Genomic DNA, 19,099 nt, shown 5'->3' with positions numbered 1-19,099 from the left:
GTCGAGGCGCAGCAGGGCAGGCAGCGCCTGAGACGAATCGGTGTCCCTGGCAGAAAAGGTTTTCGTGACGATGGACTTCCCGCGGCGATGACGATGGACTCCCGGCGACGACGCGCGACCACGATCACCGACGTGGCCACACACGCGGGGGTGTCGATCGCGACCGCGTCCAAGGCGCTCAACGGCCGGAGCCAGGTCCGCGCCGAGACCCTGCAGCGCGTCCTGCGGGCGGCCGAGGAACTCGGCTACCAGCCGAACGCGCTCGCCCAGAGCCTGATCTCGGGTCAGACCCGCACCGTCGGGCTGCTCACCAGCGACAGCGTCGGCCGTTTCGGCATCCCCGTGCTGCTCGGCGCGGAAGACGCCTTCGGCGCGGGGGAGATGGCCGTCCTGCTCTGCGACGCCCGCGGGGACGCCATCCGGGAGCGGCACTACCTCCGCACCCTGCTGGCCCGACGCGTCGACGGGATCATCGTGGTCGGCGAGAGCACCGATCCACGACCGTCCATCAGCCTCGACCTGCCCGTGCCCGTCGTCTACGCCTACGCGCCCTCCGACGACCCGCAGGACGTCTCGTTCGTGCCCGACGACGTGGGCGGGGCCCGCCTCGCGGTCCAGCACCTGCTGACCGTCGGCAGACGGCGCATCGCCCACATCACCGGGCCCACCCACTACCGGGCCGCCCAGGACAGGGCGGTCGGCACCGTCGAGGCCCTGGAGGAAGCGGGACTCGGCCTCTGCGGCGGCCAGGCTCTCTTCGGCGCGTGGTCGCGGCGCTGGGGGCGGCAGGCGGCCGAGATCGTGCTCGCCGGCGACCCGGAGACCGACGCCGTGTTCTGCGGAAGCGATCAGATCGCCGCGGGCTTCGTCGAGGCGGTCCGTGAGCGAGGCCGCCGGGTGCCCGACGACGTGGCGGTCGTCGGATACGACAACTGGGAGGTCCTGTCCGCCGAGACCAGGCCACCGCTGACCACCGTCGACATGAACCTCGAAGTCCTCGGCCGCACGGCCGCCCAGCATCTGTTCGCCGCCATCGACGGCCGGGCCGCCTCGGGAGTGCACCGGATGCCCTGCAGCCTGACGATCCGTGACTCGACGATGCCTCAGTGACGGTGCCCTCAGTGGTGACGTACTCAGTGGCGATGCCCTCTGCACGGCGTTCTCGGTGACGACGCGTCAGTGATGCCTTTCGTCACGGCAGTTGCCGACGCGCGGTCCGCACAAATAATCGATCGCACCCGCGGATCCTCCCGGGCACAATCGCCGGATGCCGACCACCGCGGAGCACCTGCTCTCCGCACTTGAACCGCTGCCGTTCCCCGCACGCCTCGCCCTGACCGCGAGGACCGCCCGCCGACTGGCGGACGACGGTCACCTCGCTCCGCTCCTCGACGACCTGGACGCACGCGGGCCGTACGAGCGGCGGCTCGCGGCGCTGGCGGCGCTCGTCGGAGGGCAGGCCGGGTTCCTCGCGGAGCGGCTGGCCGACCCCGACCCCGTCGTCGCCGGGTACGCGCTGCGCGCCGCACGCGTCCTGCCCGTACCGGACCTGGCGGTGGAGGCGGCGTACGACGACGCACCGGCCGCGTTGCGACAGCGGCTGGCGCGCCTGCTCGCCTCCGGCGGCCGTACCGCACTCGCGGAGCGGCTGCTGGTGCGGCTCCGCACGGAATGGGGCGACGCCGAGGCCGCGCGGCTGCTGCCGGCCTGCTCCACCCCCTTCGTCTCCCGGGAACTGCCCGGCCTCGCCCACGCCGTCGACAACTGGACGAGGCTCGCGACCCGACACCCCGACCCGGTGCTGGACCACGCCGAGACCACCCTGGCCGACCGGGCCGGCGGAGAGCCGGGCGAGGAGTGGTGGCGCCTGAACGCCACGACGGTCGCGGCACTCGCGTCGCTGCGCCCCGAGCGGGTACTGACCCTGCTGGAGCGCCATGGCCCCCACAGCCTTCCGCCCGCGCTGACCAGCGGACTCGGCCCCCTGGTCACCGCCGACGCCGAGCGTCTGGTCCGCTGGATCACCTCCCCCGGCCGCCAGGAAGCGCGCCACGAGCCGGTACCGCCGCCGGGAGTCATGCGCAGACTGGTACGAGCCGCGCCCGAGTCGCTGCCCGCACTGGGCCGTCACTGGCTGCACCGCCCCGGCCACTTCGCCGCACTGCTCGCGGCCATGGCCCCCGGTCGGCGCCCGGAGTTCCTGGACACCGTCACCAGGGACAGCGCCCGCGACGAGCCGGCTCTGGGCGTTCTCCACCTGTTGCCCCGCGAGCGCCGCTGGGCCGAAGTACGGCGCGCGGCGGCCGCGTTCACCGGTGAGACCTGGAACTGGTGGGAGGACCTGGACACCCTCGCCCACGGCCCGCTCGACGAGGCGCGTTCCGAACTGCTCGCCGCCGTCCGCAGACCCGACGCCGACGACCGGGCCCTGGCCTGGCCGCTGCTCGTGGCGTGCGCCGCCCGGGACGGCGGCCGCGAGGCGATCACGGAGCTGCTGGCCACGGCCGGGCGCCTGCGCAACGACCAGGACCCGGTACGCGCCGCGGCGCTCGACGCGCTCGCCGGAGTGCATCCGCGGCTGTTCGGTCCCGACGACGCCGCGCCGCTGGACCGGATCGCCGCCGACGCCCTGGAGGCACGGGACGCATCGGCCGACAGCCTGGCGGCGCTGTGCACGCTCGCCGTGCGTGTGCTCGTCGAACACGCCACGGACATCGAACACGCCACGGACGTCGAACATGCCACGGACGACCAAACACCCCTGCGGTCCTGGGCGTTGCGCGCCCTGGAGCGGATCACGGCCCGGGTCGGCGTACCCGACTTCGGCCCCCTGCATCGCGCCCTGCGCCGGGGCCAGGAACACCAGGTGTTCGAGGCCCTCCGCCCATGGCTCGACGCCGGGGCCGGGCGGGCCGACTTCCGGCTGCTGCTGGGGCTGGCCGGCGCGCTGGGACCGCGCGCCCGCCGGATGCCCGAGCTGCAGGACAGACTGGCCACGGCCCTGGAACGCGGCGACGATGCGACGTTCCAGGCGGCAGCCGAGCTGTGGCTGGCCGCACCGGCGACCCGCGACGAACGGGTCGCCAGGATCGTCGAGCTCGAACCGTCGGCGGTGCTCCTCCCACCCGTGCGGCGGGTACTGACCCGACGGCGCACGGATCTGCTGGACGCTCTCCTCGACGACTCCCCGCCGTACGGCCGCTTCCTGGTACCCGGCGCCCGGCGCCCGCTGCCGGACCTCCGTGACAGCGCCCGTTGGCTGCCCCGCCAGCAGCGCGCCGCGGCACGACTCGCCGGGCAGGCAGCCGCGGACGACACGCTTCCGCTCGACGACCGGGCCGCCCTGATCCGGGAGGCAGCCGCCGTCCCGGAGCTCGGGTACGCCCTGGCGCTGAAGCACAAGGACGACGCGGAGGTGCTCGTCGCCGAGGCGGCGCTCGGCGCGCTGCCCTGGACCGACCGGCCCCAGGACACCCTGCCGGTGCTGCTGAAGGAGGAGGGCAGCGATCGGGCCCGGGTCGCGGTGTACGCGGCGTCACGTGCCGCACGCTTCGCCGCCCCGTCCCGACTCGCCGTCGCCCTGGGTGCGTTGCTGACCGGTGAGCCGGCCGCGAAGGTGACCTCCCGCAAGGAGGCCGCACGGCTCGCGGCCCGCTTTCTGCCGCCGCGGCAGGCGGTGTCCCTGCTGGCGGGCGCCTTCCACGCACCCGACCACCACCCGGACGTGCGAGCCGCCGTCGTCCGTGCGCTGCCACCGCTGCTCGGCGTGCCCGAGGCCTGGCCCCTCCTCCACGACGCCGCCCGCGACGACGCGCCGCCCGTACTGGAGGCACTCTTGGAGGTCACCCCCTGGGAGCTGGCCGACGCCCACCGCCGCCGGTACGCGGCTGTGGTCGGCGAGGCGTACGACAGCTTCCTGGGCTCGGTCGACGGCTTCGCGAGCTACGGCCCCTTGCGAGCCGTGGGCGTGTGGTCGCGTTGCGCCCCCGACCTGGCTGTCCGGCTGTCGCGTACCGCCTGCGACCTCGACAGCCGCGCGCACTGGCGGTTCGCGGCGTGGGTGCTGTGTGACCTGGCCGTCTCCGAGCTGCCGCATCCGCTGGGCGGCGCCGCACCGGGCAGTGTGTTCCACGGGGCGGTGGCCGAGTTGCTGGACGCGATGCACCGGCCCGACGGCGGCTGCGACGCGCTGCAGGACCGGGACCTGCCGGCGCTGCAACGCCTGCGGGCCCTGCTGACCCTGAGCTCCCACCAGGACGCGCGCCCCGACGTACTCGAAGCGGTCGCCCGGCAACTGGCGCCCGAACCGCTGCTGGTGGCCGAACGCGCCGACCTGCTGGCCCGGCTGGTCGACCCCACCGCGGAGCCGGCCACGCTCGCGGAACGCCTGCGAGACCTGGTGGACACCCTGGAGGAAGCCGGGGTGACCGTCACGCTGCACACCACTGGCCGGCTGCAGACGTCCTGGGCGCACCGCGCAATGCCCCGGTACACCGGGACCATGCTGACCGAGGCCGAGCGGCTGGCCCGGCACGGCGGTTCCACCACGGGCCTGCTGGCGACCGGTCTCGTGACGAGAGCGGGCATCCACCTCGGCTGGCCCGAGGAGTGGCGCTCGCTGCTGCGCCTGCTGCGCGGACACCCGCATCCCGATGTGCGCCACGAGGCGTACAAGACGATGACCGAGTCGGAGTGAGCTGCTTCGACCGGCTGAGGGTGCCCCGGCGTCAACGCTGTCGGGCCGGGCTGATGTTCTGGTTGACGTGGAACAGGTTGTGCGGGTCGTACGTCCGCTTGATCTGTGCGAGCCGGTCGTAGTGGTCCCCATAGGTGGCCCGGACGCGCTCCTGTCCCTCACCCTCACCCATGAAGTTCACGTAGGAGCCGCCCATGGAGTAGGGGTGCATGTCCTCCCAGTAGTCGACGCACCACTGCTTGATGGGCGCGGCGTTGGCCGGGTCGGGGTCGACACCGGCGAACACGCCGGACCACATGGCGTCCCGGTAGCTCCACGCGGTGTCGTCGCGGCCCACCCGGTGGACCGCCCCGTCGACCGGGTAGAGGTGCATCAGCGAGAGCGGGGTGGGGAGGTTCCGGCCGTACTGGAGGTGCACGTCCATGGCGGCGTCGTCGATGCGGTCGAAGAAGTCGCCGCGCCAGTACCACTGGTACCCGGTGGGGATCACTTCGTCGAACAGGCCCTGCAGGGCGGGGTAGGGCATCGGCGTCGTGAAGTGGAAGTCCGGCGGCCCGGGCTCGTGTGCGACCGCGAGATCCTGCTCGAGGCGGCCCAGGTCACCCGTGTGACACCACACCATGCCGCATGCCTTCCGCCCGTGGAGCTCTTCGGGGAACGGCGGGCCGGGCGGGACGGTGAAGAGCATGAAGAAGCCGTAGACGTCCTCGGGGGTCCGAGGGAGGAAGTCGCGGTACCACGTCAGCACCTCGCGGGTCCGCTCGACCGGCCACACGGTGATCCCGACCCCCACGGTGTCCACCGGGTGGAGCCGGTAGGTGAAGGAGGTCACGATGCCGAAGTTGCCGCCGCCGCCCCGCAGGGCCCAGAACAGGTCCGGATGTTCGGTCTCGCTCGCGGTGACGAAGCTGCCGTCGGCCAGCACGACGTCGGCTGCCAGCAGGTTGTCCACCGTCAGGCCGTACTTGCGGGTGAGGTAACCGTGGCCGCCGCCGAGGGTCAGACCCCCGACACCCGTCATCGAGATGATGCCGGTGGGTGTGGCCAGTCCGAAGGCATGAGTGGCGTGGTCGAGGTCGCTGATGTGGCTGCCGCCCCCGACCTCGGCGGTCCGTGCCACGGGGTCGACACGCACCCAGCGCATCGGCGACAGGTCGATGGTGACGCCTCCGTCCACCAGGCAGAGGCCGGGGCCGCTGTGTCCGCCGCCCCGGACGGCGAGTTCCAGACCGTTGTCGCGAATGAAGCCGAGCGCGCTGATGACATCGCCGGCGTCCCTGCACGGCACGAGGGCGGCGGGATGTTTGTCGATCATCGCGTTGTAGATCTTGCGGGCCTCGGTGTACTCGGTGTCCTGCTCACTGATGACGGGCCCGCGCAGCTCGGTCCGCATCGCTTCCAGCGTTGCACTTTCCATGGCGATCTCCTGGGGCCCGGCGAAGACGCCACGTGGTCCCGCGAGCGGGCCGTACGCGTCTGAGAGGGCCGTACGCGTCGATCCTGATGGAGTGGATGTCCGGGTGTTATGCGCGCCCGTTACGCGCACCTGGGCCACCGGGTGTGCGCTGTGCGCCACCCGCTGGCCCAGGTCGATCCGATGCTTGTCAACACGCGATCGTCAACACGCGCCCCGATCAGGCAACGCGCCGCTCGCCCTGCCCGGATTCCTCTTCCTCGTCCGGCAGGTGCACATCGTCGACCGCGATGTTCACCTCCACGACTTCCAGGCCGGTCATGCGTTCCACGGCGTTGACGACATTGGCGCGCGCGTCCCTGGTGATGTCGGCGATGGAGGCGCCGTACTCGACCACGACGTCCAGGTCCACCGCCGTCTGACGCTCTCCGACCTCCACGCTCACCCCTTGGGTGACGTCGCCGCCGCTACCAGGCACACGGTCGCGCACCGCTCCGAACGCCCTGGCCATCCCTCCGCCGAGGTTGTGGATCTCGGGGATCTCACGGGCGGCCATGCCGGCGATCTTCGCTACGACCCTGTCCGCGACAGTGACGTCTCCGCGCATCCCCGGAGGAACGTCGGTCCCCTTGCGGCCCTGGAGTGTCGTTCCCTTACCGTCCCGCGATCTCGTCGGCGTGTTGGCGGCGCGATCCCTGGTCTCCGACATGGCAGTCACCTCGCGATCTTGGGCAAGTTCACAAGCCTCTCTCCACCAACCTAGCTCAATGAGAAGTAAAGGGTAAAAGGCGCATATCGGGCAGTCGGGGTCTGGTGACCGGTGTGCGCCGGTGGATGAGTGCTGCCGATCCGCGATGGTGATGATCGCCGGGGCGGGGTGATGGGTGGAGACTCGCTGACGGTCGGCGTGCCGCCCTTGCCGCGTAACCGTGCCGGTGTCACTCCTGGGCGCCAGGCAGCGGCCGACCGTCAGCTCGGCTTCCCCCGAACCCGATTATTGCACAGTGCAAAATAGAGTGGCGGTGGTTCCAGCGCGCCGGTGAGACGGCGGCTGATCCCTTGGGGGGTCCGATCTGAACGGTCGGCCGCTGGGAGCCCTTACTTGGGGGCGACGGCCTCCTCGACCTCTTCGAAGGTCGAGGAGTCGACGAGGCCGGTGTCCTCCAGGACCTCCATGTGGTCCATCACGGTCTGGTTGGCCTGCCGGGCGTGGCGGCGAACGAGGTCGTTCTGGGTGGCGGCCCGGACCTCGGCGATGGTGGCGAAGATCTTGCCGTGCGAGGCACGCAGGATGTTGGCGAAGAGCCGGTCGAACTCTTCCCCCTGCGCGTTCTTCAACTGCCGGACCCAGTCCTGCTGTTCCTCGGTGGCCTCGTTGGGGAGCTCGACATCCAGGATCTCGGCGTCCTCGCGCACGAGCTGGTCGAGCTTGCTGTGACCGTCGAGCAGGTGGTCCCCGGCGCGCTTGACGGCCTCGCTGGAGGCGTGGGTCTGGGCGAGCCGGCCGGCGGGGATCTCCCACAGGCCGGCCTGCCGGACCTTCACCAGGAACTCGCGGTCGACGTCCGTGACGGTCAGGTCGTCCGTGCTGTTCTGGGCGGTCCCGGCCTGCCCGGCGCCGCCCGCGTCGACGGCATGCCCGCCGGCGTGCTGCGCCTGGCCCGCGACTGTCGGGCTGGCCGAGGCCTCGCCACCGGCCCTGATGGCGATGACGACGCCTACGACGACGGCGCACGCCACGGCAATGATCGCGATCGTCCGTGCCGATGTCCGCGTGGGTACCGCGTGTCGGTTCTCGTGCATGTGGTCTCCCGCTCAAGTGAGAAGAGTGATTCCTCCAGGGGGTAGGAGTGGACACCTGTTGCGGCTGGCACGGCACGCAGGAAGAGGTACGGATCAGGCTGCGGCTGTGTTCAAGGACAAGCAAAGTGACATGCGAAGTGACGTGGGAGGTGATGAGCGAGGTGACCGGCGAAGTGACGGGCAATCACCAGCGCGTTCACTCGCCCGCCTGTTCCGGCTCCGCGTCGTCCCCGGACCGTGCGGTGGATTCCTGGGCGTCCGGGGTGGTGTAGAAGACGGAGGAACCCTGTTTGGCGCGCTGCGCATGGCTCTTGGCGACGAGGCCTTCGAGGGTGGTGCGCACGACGTTGGTCTGAATGCGGCGGTCGGGGTGGCTCTGGCTGAGGGCGGTGGCGACTTCAGCGGCGGAGCGCGGTTCGTTCTGTTCGTTCAGGTGACGGCGGATGAGCTCGACAAGCGTCGGCTTGGCCGCCTTCGCGGCTGTGGCCGAGTTCGTGGCTGAGTCCGTGGCCGATGCCTTGGCCGAAGCCTTGGCCGTCTTGCCGCCTCGTGGGGAACCGGCCTTCTTGGCGGGGGCTTTCTTGTCGGCCTTCGGCTTGGCGCCGGTCTTCTGGCGGGGCACGGACGGTGCCACGACGTCCTCGGCGGAGGGAGCGGGTGTTGACGTGGTGGCAGCGCCGAGTGCCTTCCGCATGTCCAGCAGCACGGTGTGGTCCTGCCGCAGCGCCTCGAGTTGGTCCTGCAAGGCGTCGATCTCCCCGCGAAGACGATCCTGCTCCTTGGCGTTGCGTTCGAGATCCGCGGCGACCTGGGCGGTGTACTGCGCCTTGATGTCGGTGGTCTCCGATGCCGTCTCGGTCATGGCGGTTCCCTTCTCCGAAGGACTGTGCTGTTGACGAGGGATGTTACTCACCACGGCCCGGCACCTGCTCCACAAGTGAGGCACGCGCGCTCGGGAACCTCGGTCGGTGCTGCTCCCGACGAACGTGATCGTCCGAGGCGTCGCCTCCTTGGGTGATCGGAAGGTACGCTGCCGCCCATTGCCCCACACAGCCCCACACACCGCTTCGAGCGCGACTACCCTGCGTAGTCGCGTGCGCCGTGCGGAGTGCCCGGCGCACAATGAACCTGGAAGCCATGCCGTGCACTCGGACCGGGAGCTCACTGACGGCGGCTCCGATCGCGCGGAGAGAAGGAACGATGGGTGAGCACGGTGTCGCCTCGGCCGCGGTGGATGCCAGAGGGTCGGTCATCGCGTGGAGTGCCGGCGCCCGTCGTCTGCTCGGATACGAGCCGGATGAGGTGCTGGGCCGCCGGGCGGCCGAGTTGCTGGCCGACGGCCTCTCCGCCTCGGCCCGGCGCTGCCTCGCCGAGCCGAGCGACTGGCGCGGCACTGTTCACGCGCGGCATCGGGACGGTCACGGTGTGGAGCTGGAGCTGGAGGCGCATCCGCTGGTGGCCCCGGCAGGGGAGACCCAGTGGTTCCTGACGGCCAGGGTGCCGGAGCCGGCCGTGCGGCTACGCCGGTGGGCCCTGGACCAGCTTCCCGTTCCGGTCGCGCTCTTCGGCCAGGACGGGCTCGCCGTCGCCACGAACTCCGCCATGGAGGAGGTGATGGGCAGGCCCCAGAAGGATCTGCTCGGGCGCCGGGTGGGGGAGTCGGCCGACGGGCGGCGACTGCTGCCGGGCTTCGAGGGGCTCGCCGACGCGGTGCTGCGGGTGCTGCGAACGGGTGAGACGGTGCCGTACGAGGCATGGCTGCACGCGCCCGGCGAGACCCGCGAGCACGCGTGGCTGGTGTCCCTCAGCCCCCTGAAGGACGAAGCGGGCGAGGTACGGGGCATGTGCCTGGCGGCGATGGACAGTACGGAGCAGTTCCTGGCCCGCCGTCGTCTGAGCATGCTCAACGAGTCCAGCTTCCGGATCGGCTCGACCCTGGACGTGGCGCGTACCGCCGAGGAACTCGCCGAGGTGTGCACGGACTACTTCGCCGACTTCGTCATGGTCGACCTGTTGGACTCGGTGCTGGCCGGGGAGGAGGCGCCCCCCTCGCCCGGCGCCGGGCGCCTGGTCTTTCACCGCACTGCTCAGCGCTCCGTGCTGGAAGGCTGCCCCGAAGCCGTGATCCCGGTCGGAAGCAGGCACACCTACGACGAGACCTCGCCGCCTGGCCGGGCGCTGACCACGGGCCGGGCCCGGCTGTACACGATCGACGACGTCACCCGGCAGCTGTGGGCGGCGGGCTCACCGGAGCGTGCCCGCAGCATCGAGATCCATGGCATCCACTCGCTGATGGCGGTGCCGCTGCGAGCCCGTGGTGTCACTCTCGGGCTGTCGGTCCTCGCCCGCCACCGCACACAGGAGCCCTTCAACGAGGACGACCTGCTGCTCGCCGAGGAACTGGCAGCCCGCGCCGCCGTATGCGTCGACAACGCCCGCCGCTACGCCCGCGAGCACACCATCGCCCTCGGACTGCAGCGCAGCCTCCTCCGCCACCACGCGCCGCGGCAGGCGGCCGTCGAGATCGCGTCCCGCTACCAGCCGGCGAGTTCCCGTGCCGGGATCGGCGGCGACTGGTTCGACGTCATCCCCCTGTCCGGGGCGAGAGTGGCCCTTGTGGTCGGCGACGTGGTGGGCCACGGTGTGCGGGCGTCCGCCACGATGGGACGGCTCCGCACGGCCGTTCGCACCCTGGCCGACGTGGACCTGGCTCCCGACGAACTGCTCACACAGCTCGACGACATCGTCCTGCGCCTGGACGCCGAGACGACGGCGGACGGCGCCGAGGAGGACGCCGACAGCCCGGGCGAGATCGGCGCCACCTGCCTGTACGCCGTCTACGACCCCGTCTCGCGCCGCTGCTCCATGGCGCGGGCCGGCCACCCGCCACCGGCCCTGGTCACCCCGGACGGCGACGCCACGTTCCTCGACGTGCCGGCCGGGCCGCCGCTGGGTGTCGGGGGTCTGCCTTTCGAAACCGCGGAGTACGACCTCGCTGAGGGCAGCGTGCTCGCCCTGTACACCGACGGCCTCGTCCTGGCCCCCGACCACGACATGGACGACGGACTCGCCCTCCTCGGCCGGGCGCTCGGCGGCAAGGGCCGTCCCCTGGAGGAGACGTGTGACGGAGTCATGCGAAGCCTGTTGACGGAGCGTCCCGCCGACGACGTCGTCCTGCTCCTGGCCCGGACCCACGCGCTGGACGCCGATCAGGTCGCCACCTGGGACATTCCCGCCGACCCCACGTTCGTCGCCCGAGCCCGCAAGCTGGCCTGCGACCAACTCGCCGCCTGGCGACTGGAGGACGTCTCCTTCGTCACGGAACTCATCGTCAGTGAGCTGGTCACCAACGCCGTCCGCTACGGCGGTTCCCCGGTACAGCTGCGTCTGATCCGCGACACCACACTCATCTGCGAGGTCTCGGACTCCAGCAGCACCGCTCCCCACATGCGCCGCGCCCGCGCCTTCGACGAGGGCGGCCGCGGCCTCCTGCTCGTCGCCCAGCTGGCCCGGCGCTGGGGCAGCCGCCACACGCGCACGGGCAAGACCATCTGGGCCGAACAGGCCATCCCCGACGAGGAGCGGAAGACGACGCCCCCGAACGCCTGTGGCTCCACCGGGCAATGGTGAGCATTGATCAGTGCTTCCCGGCCCCGCTCCCACGCCCGGCCGGGGTGACTGAGATGAAGTCCCGCACCCTGGCCTTGTAGGGCTCCCGGTCGTACGACTTCACGTACGCGCCCGCCATCCGCACCGGGTCGCCGAAGAAAACGCCGGCGCGACGTGGCCGGCGCCGTTGCGCGGCGCTGGATCAGCGTTGCAGCCACTCGTCGAGAAGTGCGGCCTCGGCTTTGCTGAGACTGGGCAGTTCGGGCAGGAGGGTACGGAAGGCCGCGACGACGGCCGCCGGGTCCTGGGCGGGAACGGCGGGCTGATCCGCGAGGATGGCGCGAGCGATCGCGTCGAACGCGGCATCGGCCAGGTGCGGGTCGCCCTGCTCGGGCGGCAGGGTCAGCAGGGTGTGGACGGTTCCGACGCCCGCCGAGCGGATGAGGTTGACGGCGCGTTCCTCGCTCACCCGAAGCCGCCCGGCGGCGGCGATCCTGTGCACGCGCTCGGCGAGGACCAGCACACCCTTGACCTGTGCCGGGGTGTCGCGCGCGCGGGCCGGGTCGAGCAACAGGCCGTATACGTACGGGTTGGCCAGACCGAAGCTGATCTGTGTGTTCCAGCCGGCGCGTAGGTCTTCCACAGGGTCGTCCGAGGGTGCGGTGGTCTGCTTTCCCGCCACATGCTCGGCGAAGACATGCTCCGCGGCGGCATCGAGCAGGTCGTCCTTGCCCTGGAAGAAACGGTAGAGAGCGGGAGGCTGCAGCCCGGCCTCGTGGGCCACACGGCGCGTGGTCACCGCCGCCGGGCCCTGACCGCGCAGCAGGTCGGCCGCGACCTTCACGATGCGGTCCCGGGTGATGTCTCGCCGCTGCGTGTTCGGTGCCATGGAGACGATGTTATCGCCCGTCCGTGACCGGCGATGCTATCGCTGATACTGACGCGCCTTCGCTGTGAGTAAGCCCAAACCTGCTGACAAGCGCGCCTCGGGCATCCGAACCCGCGAATGAACGCATGCGGTTGCAACCAACGGAAATATCAGTGTTACCGTTATTTCCGTTCCGTTGGAAACATCATCAGAGGGGAGCCCCCATGTTGATCGTCACGGGAGCCACCGGACGCCTCGGGGCGCTGATCGTCAACCGTCTGCTGGAGCGGGTACCGGCCGGCAGGATCGGCGTCAGCGTGCGCGACGTGAGCAAGGCCGCCGACCTCGTCGAGCGCGGCGTCCGGGTCCGAGCGGGGGACTTCACCGAACCCGACAGCCTGAAGCACGCTTTCGAAGGCGCCGAGCGCGTGCTGGTCGTCTCCGCGGCCATCCGAGGAGGCGGCGCGTTGACCGCCAACAGCGCCGCCATCGACGCGGCGCGGGAAGCGGGTGCCCAACGCATCCTCTACACCAGCCACCAGGCTGCCTCTCCCACGTCGCTCTTCCCGCCGCAGCAGGTCCACGCGGCTACCGAGGAGCACCTCGAGCGGCAAGGAGTCCCGTACACGGCCCTGCGCAACGGGTTCTATGCCTCCACCCTGGGTCTCTACGTCAGCGCGGCGCTGGAGACCGGCACGCTCGCCGCCCCGCAGGACGGCCCGGTGTCCTGGACTGCCCACGAGGACCTGGCAGAGGCCGCGGCCGTCGCTCTGACCGAAGACGGAGCACTCGAAGGGACCACGCCGCCGCTGTCGGCCCCCGACACGCTGGACTTCGCCCACGTTGCCGACATCCTCAGCCGCATCACCGGGCGGACCATCACCCGAGTGGTCATGGACGACAACGAGTGGCTGTCCGCGGCAGTCGCCGGCGGGATGCCTCGATCGGCTGCGGAGTTCTCCTTGACGATGTTCGCCGCGTCGCGCAATGGCGAGTTCAACGCCACCGCACCGACGCTGGAAGCCACCATCGGCCACCCGGCGAAGACCGTCCACGATGCCTTGGAGGCCGTCGTACGGTCCCGGTGAACCGAGCAGTTCCAGACTCAGGCCCTGGCCTGGGCCCTGGCGCGCCGGTAGCCCGCTCCGCGCGCGCTGGTGTCAGGGATGCTGCCTGGCATCGGCGGGGAAGTTCCTTTCCGCGTCGGTGGGGGCTGTCCAGCTGGCGAGCAGGCGCAGGGTCTCGGCGGAGGCGGTGCCGGGCTCGGCCGAGTAGAGGCAGACCTCCTGGTCCGGGTCGGCGGGCAGGGCGAGGGTCTCGTGGTGCAGGGTGAGATCGCCGACGACGGGGTGGTGGAACCGCTGGTCGCCGTGAGCACACTGCTGGACGCGGTGGCTGTCCCACCACGCGCTGAACTCCGGCACCTTGACGCAGAACTCGCCGATCAGCTCGTTCAGTTGCCGGTCGTCGGGGTGGCTTCCGGAGGCCAGGCGCAGGACGGCGACGAAGTTCTGTGCGACGTTCTCCCAATCGCGGTACAGCTCGCGGGCAGCCGGGTCGAGCAGGACGAAGCGGGCCAGGTTGCGCTCGCGGTACGGCAGGGAGTCGAAGTCGGCGATCAGGGCGCGGGCCAGATGGTTCAGGATGCCCTTGCCGCGCAGCATAAATGCCTCCGGGATGAGTCGCCGTGTGCCGTACGGCGCGATCGTCGAGGTTCCGGCGGCGTCAGAGTCAAGCCCGGCCGACGGAACGCCTGCGCACCGAGGCCGGCTCAAGCGCTGAGCCACGCGCGGTGCGGCTCAGCGCTTGAGTCGGCGTCGTTCGGCGGGTATCAGGCGACGGCGGGCGCCGAGGGAGCCGCGGGCAGGACGTGGTCGCTGATTTTGTCGGTGCTCAGGCACAGTGAGCACACCACGGCGTCGTGCGTCTCGCAGGCGGCCAGGTCCGGACGCTCGTAGGGCTGGTGGCAGACGTGGCAGTCGTACGTCTTCGCGCTGGGGTTGCCCTCCGCGTCGAGCAGCGGCTCGTCGATCCCGTCGTTGGTGCGGCGCAGGTAGTACCTGCCCTTCGTGACGACAGCCATCAGCGGGGTCAGGACGAACGCGATGACGGCCGCGGCCACCGGGGAGTACGGCTGGAGGGTGTCGCCGAGGGCGTGGAAGTACATGGCGATCGACAGACCGGAGGCGGCGACGAAGGCCACGACCCCCACGGGGTTGACCGCGTAGAGCATCCCCCGGCGGAACTCCGGCTGGAGCGGGGAGAGTTTCAGCAGGTACTTGTTGACGCCGATGTCGGTGGCGACGGTGACGACCCAGGCGATGGCGCAGTTCGAGTAGAAGCCGAGGATGCTGTTGAGGAAGCTGAACATGTCGGCTTCCATCAAGGCGAGCGCGAAGGCCAGGTTGACCAGGACGAAGATCATGCGGCCGGGGTAGTGCTTGGTGACGCGGGTGAAGGAGTTCGTCCACGCGAGCGAACCCGAGTACGCGTTGGTGACGTTGATCTTGATCTGGCTGATGACGACGAGGGCCACGGCCAGCGGGATGACCATCCAGGACGGCATCATCGCGTCGAAGGCGCCGCGGAACTGCTGGATGGGCTCGGGCGCCGCGGCCGGACCGACCTTGGCCAGGATGTACACGGCGAGGAAGACACCGATGGCCTGCTTCAGCGCGCCGAGCACCACCCAGCCGGGGCCGGCCATGACGACGGCCGTCCACCAACCGCGCTTGTTGGCGGCGGTCTTGGCCGGCATGAAGCGCAGGTAGTCGATCTGCTCGCCGATCTGTGCGATGAGGGAGAGGCAGACGCCCGCTCCCAGCAGCACGGAAGCGGTGTTGACGCCGCCGTCGCCGTCGGTGCCCGCGTAAGCGAGGAAGCGGTCCACACTGCCGGGGTCGGTGGCGATCAGGTAGACCAGCGGGGCGACCATGAGCAGCAGCCAGACCGGTGTGGTCCACACCTGGAGCTTGCTGAGCGCCTTCATGCCGTAGATCACCAGCGGGATCACCATCAGCGTGGAGACCAGGTAGCCCAGCCACAACGGAATGCCCAGGCCCAACTTGAGGCCCTGCGCCATGATCGAGCCTTCGAGGGCGAAGAAGATGAAGGTGAAGCTGGCGAAGATGACGCTGGTCAGGACCGAGCCGTAGTAGCCGAAGCCGGAGCCGCGGGTGATCAGGTCCAGGTCGATGTTGTAGCGGGCGCCGTAGTACGCCAGCGGAAAACCGGTGACGAAGATGACCACCGCGGCCACGGCGATCGCTATGAGCGCGTTGCCCGTGCCGTGGGCCAGGCCGATGCCGGCGCCGATGGAGAAGTCGGCCATGTAGGCGATGCCGCCGAGCGCCGTGGTCGCCACGACCATCGGCGTCCAGCGGCGGTAACTGCGAGGCGCGAAACGGAGGGTGTAGTCCTCCAGGGTCTCCTTGACCGCCTGGTCAGTGGTCTTCGTCGTGTCTGTCGCATTCAGCCGTGACTCGGTGGTGCTCATGTCACGCCTCCCGATGGCGCTGGCGGGTGGGGGGATGAGTGGAGAGCCTCCACGGCCGGTCACGCTAGGAAGCGCTTGTTGCCGTCCGTTCCCCTTGTCGTGAACGCGACGTTTCTGAAGACTCACCTCGTCGGGCCATGGGCGGTGTCAGCTCGCCGAGAGCAGCAAGGTCTACTCGGCATCGAGCTGGTGGTCGGCCCACACGTAGCTTTCGGGCAGCAGGTCCGTGACGAGGACGGTTCGGATGCGGTCTCCCTCGCCCACGATGACCTTGAGAGCGGGGAAGTAGTCGAGAAGGACCTGACGGCACCGGCCGCACGGCGGGACGACCCCGCGGTCGCGGTCGCCCACGGCGACGATGGTGTCCAGCGCGTAGACACCCTGGGTGGCTGCCGCGCCGATCAGGACCAGTTCGGCACACGGTCCTCCCGTGAAGTGGTAGGCGTTCACCGCGGTGACGATACGACCGTCCTGGGCACGGGCCGCGGCCGCCATGGTGTGGTTGTCGCCCCGGCAGCGGGTGCGGGCGACATGGGCCGCTGCCTCGATGAGTTCGTGGTCGACGTGGTGGGTCTGCGTGGTCATCTTCTCTGCTTTCGGGCTTCGCCGCCGCGCCGCGCTCACCCGACCCGGATGCCCACGATGCACGTGTCGTCGTCGGTGTCGGACTTGCTGTAGGTGAGCAGGCGGTCCAGTTGCTGGTCGAGCGTGCTGGGCGCCGCGCGGGCGGTGGTCAGCAGGTGGGTGAGGGACTCCTCCACGGACCGGTCTCGGCGCTCGATCAGGCCGTCCGTGTACATCAACAGGGTGTCCTCGGCGGCCAGTTGGATCTCGGCCTCCTCGTACACGGCCTCGGGAACCGCGCCCAGCAGCAACCCCTTGAGCAGGGGCAGAGGAGTCGCCTCGGCGTCCCGGACGAGCACGGGCGGCAGGTGGCCCGCCCTGGCCCAGCGCAGCGTCCGCCGGGCCGGGTCGTACAGACCGCACACCGCCGTCGCCGTGACGGCGCCCGTCAGATGGTGCGCCACGATGTTGAGCCACGACAGCAGCTGGCCCGGCCCGGCGCCGGTCACCGCCAGGCCGCGCAGCGCGTTGCGCAGGACGACCATGCTGGTCGCGGCCTCGATGCCGTGGCCGGCCACGTCCCCCACACACAGCAGTACCAGCCGGGACGGCAGCACGACGGCGTCGTACCAGTCGCCACCCACCAGTTGTTCGGTCTCCGCGGGCCGGTAGCGGACGGCCACCTGGAGGCCCGGCACTCGCAACGGTGTCTGTGTGGGAGGCATGATGGCGTGCTGCAACTGCAGGGTCAGCCGGTTGCGTTCGCTGGCCTGCTGCTCGGTGTGCGCCAGCTGGTCGCGGGTGGCGGCGAGCGCCACCTCGGTCCAGTGCTGGGCCGAGATGTCCTGGCAGGCGCCGCGGACGACGAGCAGCCGGCCGTCGGTGTCGAGCACGGGTTCGGCGACGATCCGGATGTGGCGCGTCACCCCGTCCGGACGCTGCAGCCGGAACGCCGCGGCCGCCGGACGACGGTGGTGCAACAGCGTGCGCAGGAAGCGGCGCATGGAGACGCCGTCGTCCGGGTGCGCATGGGTCGGGAGCTCTTCCAGGGGCACCGGGGTGCTCGACCGCGGACGCCCGTAGAGGTCGAACAGCTGCCCGTTCCAGGTGATCTCGCCGTTCAGTAGGTTCTCCTCGAAGCCGCCGATACGGCCGAGGCGCTGGGCGTGCTGGAGCAGGCTCGCCAGCCGCGCCGTCTCGTCCTCGATACGCCAGATGAGGAGAACAGCGGCGCCGTGCCGGCTGATGCTGATGTCCGCGACCGCCGAGAGGGGGACCTGGTCGACGAGGGCGGTGAGGTTCATCCGGCGGGCCCTGAAGGGCTCGCCGGTGGCGTACACGCGCTCGACGCGCTGGAACAGCTCACTGTCCCCCGCGGCCATCGGGTAGGCCTCGAGGAGCAGCGCGCCGCCCACGACCGCCCGCGGTCGGCCGGCCGGATCCAGGAAGCGACTGTTGACGTGCTGGATACGGAAGTCCACCAGGTGCCCGGCCCCGTCCAGGTGGGGCACCAGGACCAGGGCCGGATCGTGCAGCCCGTCGGCCAGATCCATCAACTCCGCCGCGTCCGGCAGGAGACGCGGCTCACGGGCCGCGCCGTGCTGGGGCGTGTATGTCTCCAGCGTGTGGGCGCACAGCTCGGCCAGAGCCTCCACCTGGCGGACGATCTGCGGGGGCTGCGGCGCCAGGGGAGCCGGCCAGGCGATCTCCAGCACGCCGTGGATGCGCCCTCCGGTGCCGGCGGGCAGGGCGGCCCGGCCGCCGTCCGGATGGTGGTGCAGGCCGATGCTGGGCAGCCCGGTCTCCCCGAGCGCGGCGATCCACTGCCCCTCGCGCTCGGTGAGTGCGCGCCGCGCCACCGTCACCACGTCCGGTGGGACGTAACGCCAGCGCACGGCCTCGGCCGGTGAGAACCCGGCGCTGCCCGCGAGGGAGAGCGAACCGTCGGCACCCGCGGCCCATATGGCCACGGCCACCGCGCCGAGGGGGCTCAGCGCCTGATCCAGCAGGGCGTCGGCGACGGCCTGCGTGTCGTCCGCGGCCAGCACGCCACTCTCGGCCACGCGCAGGCGTACGGCGGCCGACTCGGCCTCCGCTTCGCCGGCGGCCCTGGTGGCGGCCAGGAACGCGCCCGTCACCTCGGACATCCGGTCCCGGGCGGCCTGGTTGATGACGTCGACCGCGAGTTCCAGGGGAGTGACCTGGGCCTGCTCGGCCAGCTCGGCGAGTTGCCGGGCGGCCTGGGCCGGCCCGCACTTCAGCCGTTCGACCAGGATGCCCTTGGCGAGCTCGGTCAGGGCACGCCCCTCGGCCTCGGCCTGGGCGGCCCGCACCTCCCGGCTGAGCCGTTCCACGGTGGCCGCCAGTCTGCCCACCGGAGAGGCGGCCGGGCCGCCCACGAGATCCGCGGACAGCCCGCCGCCGGCAACCGACGGGTCGTCAGGAGCCATCGACGGCGTGTCGGAAGCCCCCGGCAGCCCATCGCGGGCCACCGACGGGTCGTCAGGAGTCACCGAGGGAAAGGAGGACGCCGGGGCAGCACCGGATTCGAGCCTCGGCTCACCGCCCTGCCCCGGTTCGGGCGGATGCTGGGACATGCTCACGGTGTGGATGCTCCTCGGCTCAAGAGCCCTGCGGCGGGGGGCGACA

At 71.0% G+C, this 19,099-nt stretch carries 13 protein-coding genes; 4 read left to right on the top strand and 9 right to left on the bottom strand.

Features of this window, described 5'->3' with window-relative positions; genetic code table 11:
* Positions 1–87: 87 nt before the first annotated feature.
* Positions 88–1,110 carry a LacI family DNA-binding transcriptional regulator gene (locus AB0959_RS04555; RefSeq protein ID WP_366824777.1) on the top strand — a complete coding sequence of 341 codons (1,023 nt, stop codon included), beginning with the start codon at positions 88–90 and terminating at the stop codon, positions 1,108–1,110.
* Positions 1,111–1,267: 157 nt separating this feature from the next.
* Complete coding sequence (locus tag AB0959_RS04550) at positions 1,268–4,696, top strand: hypothetical protein (RefSeq protein WP_366824776.1); 3,429 nt, start codon at positions 1,268–1,270, stop codon at positions 4,694–4,696.
* Between the two features lie 31 nt (positions 4,697–4,727).
* Here AB0959_RS04550 and AB0959_RS04545 read toward each other — a convergent pair whose 3' ends face one another.
* The 4 genes from AB0959_RS04545 to AB0959_RS04530 form a co-directional block, all read right to left on the bottom strand.
* A complete protein-coding gene (locus AB0959_RS04545; RefSeq protein ID WP_366824775.1) occupies positions 4,728–6,113 on the bottom strand; it encodes an FAD-binding oxidoreductase in 1,386 nt (461 codons plus the stop codon).
* Positions 6,114–6,330: 217 nt separating this feature from the next.
* On the bottom strand, positions 6,331–6,819 hold the full coding sequence (locus AB0959_RS04540; protein ID WP_366824774.1) for an Asp23/Gls24 family envelope stress response protein: 489 nt from the start codon (positions 6,817–6,819) through the stop codon (positions 6,331–6,333).
* Positions 6,820–7,208: 389 nt separating this feature from the next.
* Positions 7,209–7,913 (bottom strand): DUF4142 domain-containing protein, encoded by a 705-nt coding sequence (locus AB0959_RS04535; protein WP_366824773.1) that lies wholly within the window; start codon positions 7,911–7,913, stop codon positions 7,209–7,211.
* Positions 7,914–8,109: 196 nt separating this feature from the next.
* The gene (locus AB0959_RS04530) at positions 8,110–8,775 is read right to left on the bottom strand and encodes a hypothetical protein (RefSeq protein ID WP_366824772.1); all 666 of its coding nucleotides are present in this window, start codon (positions 8,773–8,775) and stop codon (positions 8,110–8,112) included.
* 338 nt (positions 8,776–9,113) lie between these two features.
* Between AB0959_RS04530 and AB0959_RS04525 the strand changes: the two genes are divergently transcribed.
* A complete protein-coding gene (locus AB0959_RS04525) occupies positions 9,114–11,543 on the top strand; it encodes a SpoIIE family protein phosphatase (protein WP_366824771.1) in 2,430 nt (809 codons plus the stop codon).
* A gap of 181 nt (positions 11,544–11,724) precedes the next feature.
* On the opposite strand, the gene AB0959_RS04520 is transcribed toward AB0959_RS04525, so the two are convergent.
* Positions 11,725–12,411 carry a TetR/AcrR family transcriptional regulator gene (locus AB0959_RS04520; protein ID WP_366824770.1) on the bottom strand — a complete coding sequence of 229 codons (687 nt, stop codon included), beginning with the start codon at positions 12,409–12,411 and terminating at the stop codon, positions 11,725–11,727.
* Between the two features lie 203 nt (positions 12,412–12,614).
* On the opposite strand from AB0959_RS04520, the gene AB0959_RS04515 reads away from it, so the two are divergent.
* On the top strand, positions 12,615–13,478 hold the full coding sequence (locus AB0959_RS04515; RefSeq protein ID WP_366824769.1) for an NAD(P)H-binding protein: 864 nt from the start codon (positions 12,615–12,617) through the stop codon (positions 13,476–13,478).
* Positions 13,479–13,550: 72 nt separating this feature from the next.
* Here AB0959_RS04515 and AB0959_RS04510 read toward each other — a convergent pair whose 3' ends face one another.
* The 4 genes from AB0959_RS04510 to AB0959_RS04495 all read right to left on the bottom strand — a co-directional run bounded on the left by AB0959_RS04510 (position 13,551) and on the right by AB0959_RS04495 (position 18,900).
* On the bottom strand, positions 13,551–14,054 hold the full coding sequence (locus AB0959_RS04510; protein ID WP_366824768.1) for a hypothetical protein: 504 nt from the start codon (positions 14,052–14,054) through the stop codon (positions 13,551–13,553).
* A 167-nt stretch (positions 14,055–14,221) separates the two neighbouring features.
* Entirely contained in the window at positions 14,222–15,886 is a 1,665-nt protein-coding gene (locus AB0959_RS04505) for an allantoin permease (protein WP_366824767.1), read from the bottom strand.
* 171 nt (positions 15,887–16,057) lie between these two features.
* Positions 16,058–16,471, bottom strand: coding sequence for a cytidine deaminase (locus AB0959_RS04500; RefSeq protein ID WP_366824766.1), 414 nt, complete (start codon positions 16,469–16,471; stop codon positions 16,058–16,060).
* Positions 16,472–16,506: 35 nt separating this feature from the next.
* Positions 16,507–18,900 carry a SpoIIE family protein phosphatase gene (locus AB0959_RS04495; RefSeq protein WP_366824898.1) on the bottom strand — a complete coding sequence of 798 codons (2,394 nt, stop codon included), beginning with the start codon at positions 18,898–18,900 and terminating at the stop codon, positions 16,507–16,509.
* Positions 18,901–19,099 lie beyond the last annotated feature (199 nt).

Source organism: Streptomyces sp. NPDC046862, from assembly GCF_040704615.1.
Taxonomy (GTDB): Bacteria; Actinomycetota; Actinomycetes; order Streptomycetales; family Streptomycetaceae; genus Streptomyces.
This window is presented reverse-complemented; position numbering and strand designations above follow the sequence as displayed.

Bases quoted from the DNA above. Each gene is read 5' to 3' on its own strand.
- AB0959_RS04555 (WP_366824777.1), top strand. From the start codon at position 88: ATGACGATGGACTCCCGGCGACGACGCGCGACCACGATCACCGACGTG.
- AB0959_RS04550 (WP_366824776.1), top strand. From the start codon at position 1,268: ATGCCGACCACCGCGGAGCACCTGCTCTCCGCACTTGAACCGCTGCCG.
- AB0959_RS04545 (WP_366824775.1), bottom strand. From the start codon at position 6,113: ATGGAAAGTGCAACGCTGGAAGCGATGCGGACCGAGCTGCGCGGGCCC.
- AB0959_RS04540 (WP_366824774.1), bottom strand. From the start codon at position 6,819: ATGTCGGAGACCAGGGATCGCGCCGCCAACACGCCGACGAGATCGCGG.
- AB0959_RS04535 (WP_366824773.1), bottom strand. From the start codon at position 7,913: ATGCACGAGAACCGACACGCGGTACCCACGCGGACATCGGCACGGACG.
- AB0959_RS04530 (WP_366824772.1), bottom strand. From the start codon at position 8,775: ATGACCGAGACGGCATCGGAGACCACCGACATCAAGGCGCAGTACACC.
- AB0959_RS04525 (WP_366824771.1), top strand. From the start codon at position 9,114: ATGGGTGAGCACGGTGTCGCCTCGGCCGCGGTGGATGCCAGAGGGTCG.
- AB0959_RS04520 (WP_366824770.1), bottom strand. From the start codon at position 12,411: ATGGCACCGAACACGCAGCGGCGAGACATCACCCGGGACCGCATCGTG.
- AB0959_RS04515 (WP_366824769.1), top strand. From the start codon at position 12,615: ATGTTGATCGTCACGGGAGCCACCGGACGCCTCGGGGCGCTGATCGTC.
- AB0959_RS04510 (WP_366824768.1), bottom strand. From the start codon at position 14,054: ATGCTGCGCGGCAAGGGCATCCTGAACCATCTGGCCCGCGCCCTGATC.
- AB0959_RS04505 (WP_366824767.1), bottom strand. From the start codon at position 15,886: ATGAGCACCACCGAGTCACGGCTGAATGCGACAGACACGACGAAGACC.
- AB0959_RS04500 (WP_366824766.1), bottom strand. From the start codon at position 16,471: ATGACCACGCAGACCCACCACGTCGACCACGAACTCATCGAGGCAGCG.
- AB0959_RS04495 (WP_366824898.1), bottom strand. From the start codon at position 18,900: ATGGCTCCTGACGACCCGTCGGTTGCCGGCGGCGGGCTGTCCGCGGAT.